This is a genomic window from Paenibacillus sp. HB172176, assembly GCF_011947265.1.
Classification (GTDB): domain Bacteria; phylum Bacillota; class Bacilli; order Paenibacillales; family Paenibacillaceae; genus Pristimantibacillus.
Genome location: NZ_JAATHD010000009.1, coordinates 228,822 through 236,513 on the forward strand (window position 1 = coordinate 228,822; position 7,692 = coordinate 236,513).

At 50.5% G+C, this 7,692-nt stretch carries 9 protein-coding genes; 3 read left to right on the plus strand and 6 right to left on the minus strand.

Going from position 1 to position 7,692, the window contains the following annotated elements; genetic code table 11:
• Positions 1–6: 6 nt before the first annotated feature.
• Genes HFP08_RS14430 through HFP08_RS14445 form a run of 4 tightly spaced genes read right to left on the minus strand, consistent with a single transcriptional unit; the run spans position 7 to position 2,854 of the window.
• On the minus strand, positions 7–1,092 hold the full coding sequence (locus HFP08_RS14430) for an ABC transporter ATP-binding protein (RefSeq protein ID WP_168121285.1): 1,086 nt from the start codon (positions 1,090–1,092) through the stop codon (positions 7–9).
• Positions 1,082–1,891, minus strand: coding sequence for a sulfate ABC transporter permease subunit (locus HFP08_RS14435; protein ID WP_168121286.1), 810 nt, complete (start codon positions 1,889–1,891; stop codon positions 1,082–1,084). The genes HFP08_RS14430 and HFP08_RS14435 overlap by 11 nt, the downstream gene beginning before the upstream one ends.
• Entirely contained in the window at positions 1,884–2,681 is a 798-nt protein-coding gene (gene cysT / locus HFP08_RS14440; protein WP_168121287.1) for a sulfate ABC transporter permease subunit CysT, read from the minus strand. The genes HFP08_RS14435 and cysT overlap by 8 nt, the downstream gene beginning before the upstream one ends.
• The gene (locus tag HFP08_RS14445; RefSeq protein ID WP_168121288.1) at positions 2,678–2,854 is read right to left on the minus strand and encodes a YezD family protein; all 177 of its coding nucleotides are present in this window, start codon (positions 2,852–2,854) and stop codon (positions 2,678–2,680) included. The genes cysT and HFP08_RS14445 overlap by 4 nt, the downstream gene beginning before the upstream one ends.
• 335 nt (positions 2,855–3,189) lie before the next feature.
• Here HFP08_RS14445 and HFP08_RS14450 point away from each other — a divergent pair, with 335 nt between their 5' ends.
• From HFP08_RS14450 to HFP08_RS14460, 3 genes are read left to right on the plus strand one after another with little or no spacing between them, the layout of a single operon-like run.
• Entirely contained in the window at positions 3,190–3,765 is a 576-nt protein-coding gene (locus HFP08_RS14450) for a bifunctional transcriptional activator/DNA repair enzyme AdaA (RefSeq protein ID WP_168121289.1), read from the plus strand.
• Entirely contained in the window at positions 3,749–4,321 is a 573-nt protein-coding gene (locus tag HFP08_RS14455; protein WP_277345857.1) for a methylated-DNA--[protein]-cysteine S-methyltransferase, read from the plus strand. Before HFP08_RS14450 ends, HFP08_RS14455 begins: the two co-directional genes overlap by 17 nt.
• A complete protein-coding gene (locus HFP08_RS14460) occupies positions 4,318–5,136 on the plus strand; it encodes an SPL family radical SAM protein (RefSeq protein WP_168121290.1) in 819 nt (272 codons plus the stop codon). Before HFP08_RS14455 ends, HFP08_RS14460 begins: the two co-directional genes overlap by 4 nt.
• 74 nt (positions 5,137–5,210) lie before the next feature.
• On the opposite strand, the gene HFP08_RS14465 is transcribed toward HFP08_RS14460, so the two are convergent.
• Positions 5,211–5,972, minus strand: coding sequence for a hypothetical protein (locus HFP08_RS14465; RefSeq protein ID WP_168121291.1), 762 nt, complete (start codon positions 5,970–5,972; stop codon positions 5,211–5,213).
• 22 nt (positions 5,973–5,994) lie between these two features.
• On the minus strand, positions 5,995–7,200 hold the full coding sequence (locus HFP08_RS14470) for a hypothetical protein (protein WP_168121292.1): 1,206 nt from the start codon (positions 7,198–7,200) through the stop codon (positions 5,995–5,997).
• Between the last annotated feature and the right edge of the window lie 492 nt (positions 7,201–7,692).

Consider the following 7,692-nt stretch of genomic DNA (forward strand, 5'->3'; position numbering starts at 1 on the left):
TAATAGCTATATAAATACAGGCATGGGGTCCTCCAAGCTTTGATTCCCCAGAACCGCGCTGCCTTCCGGCGTGAAGACGGTGATACGTCGAATAAGCACGTTCACCACTTCGTCAACTTTGAAATCAGAGGAGCCTTGCTGCGAATAAGCTATGATGCGCGTTCCGCCGGCGTCAATCTCCAGACACCAAGCGTCGCCTCGGAAATGAATATGCTTAACCACTCCCCCTATCCCGGCAGAGGGAAGCTGCTCCGTGTCCGATTTCCTGACTTCCACCGCTTCGGGACGCAGAAAAGCCGACACGCCCTCCTTCCAGTTGCCTCCCGCCTGGAATTGCCGAAGCTCGGGGAAGGCAGCCCATTGCACCGGCTCCGCAAGCTGCGTCGACTCGCCGATAAACCTGGCGACAAAGGCGGAGCTAGGCTCCCTATAGACGTCATAAGGCGTGCCTTGCTGCTCTAACCGCCCCTGATGAATGACCAGAATTTCGTCGGCAACCTCGATCGCCTCGTCCTGGTCATGCGTAACGAAGATGCTTGTGACGCCGAGCTCGTTAATCAAATCGCGGAGCCAGCTGCGAAGCTCCTTGCGGATCTTGGCGTCGATGGCGGCGAACGGCTCATCGAGAAGGAGCAATTCCGGATTCGGCGCCAAAGCTCTGGCGAAGGCGACGCGCTGCTTCTGACCGCCCGATAATTGATGCGGATATTTCCTCTCGGAGCCTTCGAGGCCGACCAGCTTAAGCAACTCGTTCACCCGGAGCCGAATCTCTTCCTTCGATTTCTTCTGAACCATCAGCCCATACGCGATATTGTCGTAGATGGTCATATGCTTGAACAACGCGTAATGCTGGAACACAAAGCCGATCCTTCGCCGCTGAACAGGAATGCTGTTCGCGAGAACGCCGCCGAGATAGATTTCGCCCGAGGCAGGCTGCTCAAGGCCCGCCAGCATGCGCAAGATGGAGGTTTTGCCTCCTCCGCTCGGACCGAGGAAGCCGACAAGCCTTCCCTTCGCGATCCTGAAATTCACGCCTCGCACAGCATGAAATTGATTGTATTTTTTGTGCAAATTCCTGACCTCAATGTCCATTCTCTTGCCTCTCCCTTCTCTGCTTCACCCATTCCAGCGCCAATAGAATTGCGACAGACACAAGTCCGAGCAGCAATGCCGCCGAATTCGCGCTGACCATATCGAAGTTGCCCGCGTCTTGATACACCAAGGTTGTCGCTGTCTGCGTTTCATTCATAATGTTGCCGGACACGATCAGCACCGCGCCGAATTCGCCCAGTGACCTGGCGACCGTCAAGATCATGCCGTAGATGACGGACCACCGAATGCCGGGAAGCGTAACCTTCCAGAAAGTCGTTGCCGGAGAAGCGCCAAGTATGCGCGAGGCCTCTTCGGCCTCTTCGCCAATCTCCTCCAGAACAGGAGCGACCTCTCTCACGACAAAGGGAAACGTAACGAATAAAGTAGCCAGAATCATGCCCGGAAGCGCGAATACGACTTTCACGCCGAGATTGCCGAAAAACGCGCCCAGCACCGTCTCAGGACCGAATAGCAAGAGAATCATCAGTCCTCCAATAACGGGAGACACGGCAAAGGGCAGATCCGCAATCGCGTTCAGAATCGGCTTCAGCTTTCTCGCGAGCCATTTTCCCCGAACCAGCTCGAGCGCCAGGAAGACGCCGAAGAAGACGTTCAACACAACCACAATGGCTGCTATCGAAAAAGAAACCTGAAAGGCATGCAGCGCCTCCCTTCTCGTCATCGCTTCGATGAAGCCCGACCACCCTTGCCCGAAGGCTGCATAACCGACATAGCCTAGCGGCAGAACAATAATCAACAGAAAGAAAATATACGTCGCGCCGATCAGCAATTTACTCATTCGCTCCCTCCTTTCGCCGCGCAGCGGCATGAACCATCCACAGCGTCAGGAAGGACAGCGTCAGCATGATAATCGACAGGGCTGCGGCGCCGACCGGATCGTCATTCTCGATTTCGGAATAGATCTGTACCGAGGCGACCAGCGTCTGCTTCGGCAAGTTTCCCGACACGATCGCGATGACGCCGAATTCCGCCAGCGCTCTGGAGAAAGCGAGCATGCTCCCCGATAATAGCCCCGGCATCATGACGGGAAGAACGATCCTGCGGAACGTTCGCATTCGTCCCGCTCCGAGACTTGCGCTCGCCTCCTCCTCGAAGGGATCGAGCTGCTCGAGCAACGGCTGTATCGCGCGGATAACGAACGGGAACGTCACGAAAATCATGCCGATCAGAATCGCGTACTCGTTATACAGCAGCTCGATTCCATTGCGCGCCAGCAGAGCGCCGATCGGACCGTTCGGGCTGAACATCGTCAGAAGGATAACCCCGGATACAGCGGTTGGCAGCGCGAATGGAAGATCGATCAAGCTATTCAGCAGCCTTCGTCCGGGAAAGGAGAATCGCACCAGCGTGTAAGCGATCATCGCACCGACGACGGCTTGGATGAAGGCTGTAATCAAGCTCAGCTTAACAGTCAGCTTAATCGCTTCAACGACGGCGCCTTCGTGCGCTTTGCTCCAGAAAGTATGCCAGCCGTCGGAGAAGCCTTCGACATACACCGCTCCGATCGGGAAAACGACAAGCAGCAGCAAATAGCTGATTAACGTCGACCTCATGATGGATGCGATCATTTGCAATCCAACCGGTATTTCTCCGTTTTTTCGATCTGAACCACCTTGCCATCATGAATAACGATTTGTATCGTGCCGAATTTCATATCCTTAATGCCATCCAGTACATGGGACAAAACATTCAATTCCTGCTGCGCTGCTCTTCCCTCCGGCTTGCCATCTGATTTCCCCATGTTCATTCTCCTTTATTCTTATTTTTCGCATGCGGTTAGTCGGATTAATAACATGCCTTAATGCAGAAAGAGACACTTCTCCCTGACATGAAGGAGGAGTGTCTCCGGTGGACCGGTCAACATACCCAATAATTCCGACTAGTTTACTTTGTATAAGATTATGTTTGAAATAGTATCATCTTTCCTTATATGCTGTCAATGCTTTTTTCGCAAAAAAGTCCCCTGCTTCTTCCGCTTAATCTGCGTTGCTCTGATTTCGATATCTTGCTTTTTTGTTGCTCCGACGATGCGGATGCGGCCCGGCCGGGTTATACTGTGGAGAGAGGTGATAGGGAATGAATGATGAGCAATGGGAAGCCGTTGTGAGCAATAACGCCGAGTATGACGGCAAGTTCTTCTACGCGGTGAAGACCACGGGCATCTTCTGCCGTCCATCCTGCAAGTCGAAGGAGCCGAGACGGGACAATGTCCGAGTCTATGGGACGGCCGCCGAAGCGATGGCGGAAGGCTTCCGTCCCTGCAAGCGATGCCGGCCGACCGGCTCCATGCTGCCCGATGAAGAATGGGTTGACATGATCAAGAGCTATATGGATCGGAACTTTCAAAGCAACTTGAATCTGAGCTTGCTGGCCGAGGAAACGCATGGCACTCCCTTCCATCTGCACCGCATATTCAAGCGGGTAACGGGCCTGACGCCCATGGCCTATGCGCAGCAAGTGCGCGTCGCGGAGGCCAAGACGCTGCTTACCGACTCGCAATTGCCGATAGCGGAGGTCGGCGGCAGGGTCGGCATAAGCAATGCTCCGTATTTTATAACCCTGTTCAAAAAGTTAACAGGTCTGACCCCGGAGGCTTACCGGAGGCAGCAGCAATATGCCAAGGAGGCTGAATCGCATGACAATGAGCAATAAGAACGGGAGTGGGAATGAATTAGAGGATTCATCCGCGGAGGCTTCGCCCAAGCTGTATTGGTCGCAGCTAGAAAGCAAGGATTGGCGGCTCTATGCGGCAGCATCCCATGAAGGGCTATGCTTCGTCGGCTCCGAGGGAGCGGCGCTCGCCGAATTGAAGGACTGGGCGAAAGCGCGCATGCCAGAGTCTCATTTGGTGCGGGACGATGCCTTCATGAAGCCTTATCTGGAGGAGCTTTCGCAATATTTGCTGGGAGACCGTGAAACGTTCGAAATGGCTATTCATCTTAAAGGAACGCCGTTCCAGGAAAAGGTGTGGGCCGCTCTGCAAGCTATTCCATACGGTGAGACACACACCTATTCGGACATTGCCGAGAGGATCGAGCGGCCATCCGCCGTCAGGGCGGTTGGAGCGGCTCTCGGGGCCAATCCGCTGTTAATTACGGTTCCTTGCCACCGGGTAATTGGCAAGGACGGCTTCCTGACCGGCTATCGTGGAGGCCTGGAGATGAAGAAGAAGCTGCTTCAGCTTGAGAAAGGCGCTGCTCGGGGATGAGCGTTGCGTATGGCGCAAAGAGTCCTAAGACGCTGCTGAACAAGGGAACGGGCTTTCTTGACGGCTATTCGCATTCGTTGAATCCGTATACAGGCTGCGTTTTCGGCTGCTCCTATTGTTATGTTCGACGGATGCCGGTCGCGCTGTTTCGCGGCGAGTCATGGGGATCTTGGGTGGATGTGAAGAAGAATGCTGCGGCGCTGCTCGAGAAGGAGCTGCGAAGAGCGAAAGCGAAAGGGCCCGTCACCATCTTCATGTCCTCGAGCACCGATCCCTATCAGCCTATTGAGTATGAGGAAGAGGTGACGCGTTCGTTGCTGGAGGTCATGGCTCGGGAGCAGCCGAATTTCCTGCTTGTGCAGACTCGAAGTCCGCTGGTGCGCAGAGATGTAGACCTGCTGTCCCGGCTTGGCGGCAAAGTGAGAGTCAGCATGACGGTGGAAACGGATCTCGAGGAGGTGCGCAGACGATTCACTCCTTCCGCACCGCCCATTGCGGCGCGACTAGAGACGCTTCGCGTCTTGAAGGAAGCCGGCATTCCCGCTCAGGCCGCGATTGCCCCCGTGCTGCCGAGCTCCGAGCTCTTCGCAGAGAAGCTGCGCCCCCTGGTGAACCGGGTATGCGTGGACGATTACTTCATGGGCGACGGCAGCGGAGGGAAGCGTTCGAAGCAGCTTCATATGCAGAGCTTCTACGAGGAAGCGGAGCTGGAGGAGTGGTATCATCCTGAGGCTTATCGACGGGTGTACGATCGGCTTAGGGCGGTGTTCGCGGAGGAAGAATTATTTGTTAGTCAGAGAGGGTTTGAGCCTTGACCTAAAGAACAACTCGGGTATGACGAAGCGGTGAGTAGAGAGCTTCAGCTCTCTACTCACCGCTTTAGAAGTCTTTATCTCGCGCTAAAATCGTCTACTATGAAAATACGCTTGAAACGTTGCTCATCAGTTAATGCAGTGTCCTGCTTCACGGCCTCGTAGTCTTCGCGATTAATCGTGAACTCTCCGTATAATGTCCCTGGCTGCTGCTTCTCCAAATTAGATAAAGTATTTTGATAAATAGAGATATCCATATGGTTGACCGTCGGTAAATGCTCAAACGCCGTTGTTGCAGCCTTCATAGCATCGATCGCTAGAAAATCAGGATCAAAATTCGTCATTTCCGTGAGAAAGCGATCGTCCCCGGGAAAGCGGATATATCCACCAGACATACTAGTATCGTGTACTGCGTATGATAGCAGAGCCCCCATATCAGCGAAGGAAGCGCCTTCCCAATATTTTTCTCCCGTCTTGAGGTCGGTGTACATGTACAGCTTAATATCCTTCAGCCGTTCATGGTTTTCTGCTTGTTCTTCCTCGAATATTTTCTGCTGCTCCGCACTTAATTTCGTCGGATCGTAATCATTAGGGGGCATCTCGGCGAGCGCTTTCAACTCGCTCTCCGTCCATCCAGTCGCCGCTTTTTCTTGCTCTGCATATGTTTCTTCGAAGTCCGCGTCTCCTGCAGACGGATCCAAGTGCTCCTCGATCTGATTTGGAGCAGCCTGAGCGTTATGAGACGAGTTCGTAGATTTTAATTCTGTCCCGCAGCCATTAAACAGCAATAAGAAGAAGACTGCTGATAAAATAAGGTATGTGGATTTGCCAATTTGCATAAGAATACCTCCATTCGTCAATTTATGGTGTAAATCCGCTAAATAAGATCATATTAGGGGCATTAGCACCGCCTGGTAAAATATATTCAAAATTAGCAGTTCTCCAATAAGAACCCCATCTGCCGATATTTGCTGTTTGAGTTTGCGCTGCAATTGATGGCAATGAGAATCCACCGGCTAAATTGGGGATGTCGACCGATGAATATACGCCACCTAACATAGATCCTCCCCGAGGATTTAAGCCAGCATATAGCTGTTTTGTGCTACTATTGGTCGCCCAAGTTCCTGTATTTACATTTACCTTATATAAAAGCCCAAAGTTTCCTGTGAGAGTCCTAGTAGTAGGGCTTGAAACATTCCAAGTATAGTCGGATGTTGAAATAACTGAATCATTAGGGTAATTATTATTAATTCTCAGTCTTCTATTGTATAGATTATCGGGATTAAAAGAAACATCAATCTGACGGGTGTGCAGTGCATCTCCTCTTACAGTCGATTCTTGATTCGACCATAAATAAGCGCTTGAACTATTATAATTCGCCTGTGCAAAAGCAAGTGGTGTAGCATATGATGAAGCCGGTGTAACATAGGCTGTGTAAAGCCTGAACGTGCCACTATAAGTTAAATCCATGATCATGCTTGTTGTCTGCCCTGGTGTTAATGTCTTTGAAACAACAGTAACCCAGCCGTTTACAGGTATACTTGAAAATGTTGTATTCAAAGGCGAATTACTAAAATATTGTTTGGCAGCTGTTCCGCCTACCGAGAGCGGGTTTGATAACGTTGCCCCTGCACCATCTCCAAACTTACCTATCGTTAACGAACCCGAACTGCTACCAACATTTCTAGCCAATAGTGCAACAGTTACATTTGAAGAGGGACTATTATTATAGTGATGCATGTATACTCTTCCACCATCGCTTCTATATGCGCTGTTGAAGATAATTCCTTCATTTGATAAAACATCACCTGATGGTTGTTTGATAAGTGGTATTTCTTCGGGATTATTGCTATAAAAAAGGCGTTTATTTGACGACACATCTGTAGTAGTGGCGCTAACATCACTCCAAGTAAGTGGATCAGAACCTGATTGAGAGACATATCCCGGCTTAGAGGCTGTTTTGATCTCAGACGAATAAGAAGCAAAGATGGTTGCAGTTCCAATGATTAGACAACAAAAGCACACAAATACTATAACAAAAATCTTATTTCTTTCAACAAGACGCATACAATTACCACCTCACTTTTAAATTTCCTGAAAGTTGGCCAACTTCCATTAAAATATCCTTATGAAAAAAAATACCACTTTTTTTCTGTAGTGTCCACGAAAGTTTTTTTGCGGTATTCCGAAGTATAGTTTGCGTGAAACTAATTTAAGTTCTAGCACTCGGATGATATGGAGGAAAACAAATAGGGAATGACGGAGAGGGAAAGATGGAGATACAATGTATGTTGCCGCTCAAATAAAAAAACTATATAAGTTGAACTAAAGTATTAGAAAACTATGGTAAGGAAATTGCGACCTGCTTGTCGAATAGGTAAGGAAAGTTATTCGGACAGGTTGGGATACAGATGGAACAGAACAAATCGTTAGAAGAAGTTACACAAGCCATGAAGCAAGAAAAAGAACGCCGCATGTATGAACGTTATCAAACCGTGTACTTACATCTCAAAGGGAAGCTTGTCACGGAGATTGCACAGACTCTGAATCGCAGCAAGG